This is a genomic window from Pseudomonas helleri (genome assembly GCF_009600315.1).
Lineage (GTDB): Bacteria > Pseudomonadota > Gammaproteobacteria > Pseudomonadales > Pseudomonadaceae > Aquipseudomonas > Aquipseudomonas helleri_A.
Window position 1 is genome coordinate 1 of the sequence record NZ_WIWC01000204.1, and the last position, 233, is coordinate 233.

At 59.7% G+C, this 233-nt stretch carries 1 protein-coding gene; it reads right to left on the bottom strand.

Translation table 11 applies throughout. The features are described from left to right. On the bottom strand, positions 1-233 hold a 233-nt coding region (locus tag GHN86_RS23315; protein WP_153387407.1), incomplete at both ends, for a glycosyltransferase.

A 233-nucleotide genomic window follows, 5' to 3' on the forward strand; every position in this document is an offset into this window, starting at 1 on the left:
GGTTACGCCATTTTCAATGGTATCGGCCAAACCGCCGGTATTGCGCGCCACCGGCAGCGAACCAAAGCGTTGCGCGTACATCTGGCTCAGGCCGCAAGGCTCATAGCGCGAGGGCATCAATAAAAAGTCACTGCCGGCGAACATGCGCCGGGCATCGGCCTCGTTGAAGCCAATGCGCACGCCGATTTGCCCTGGAAAGCGCAGCCCCAGTTCACGCATGGCCAGTTCTTCTT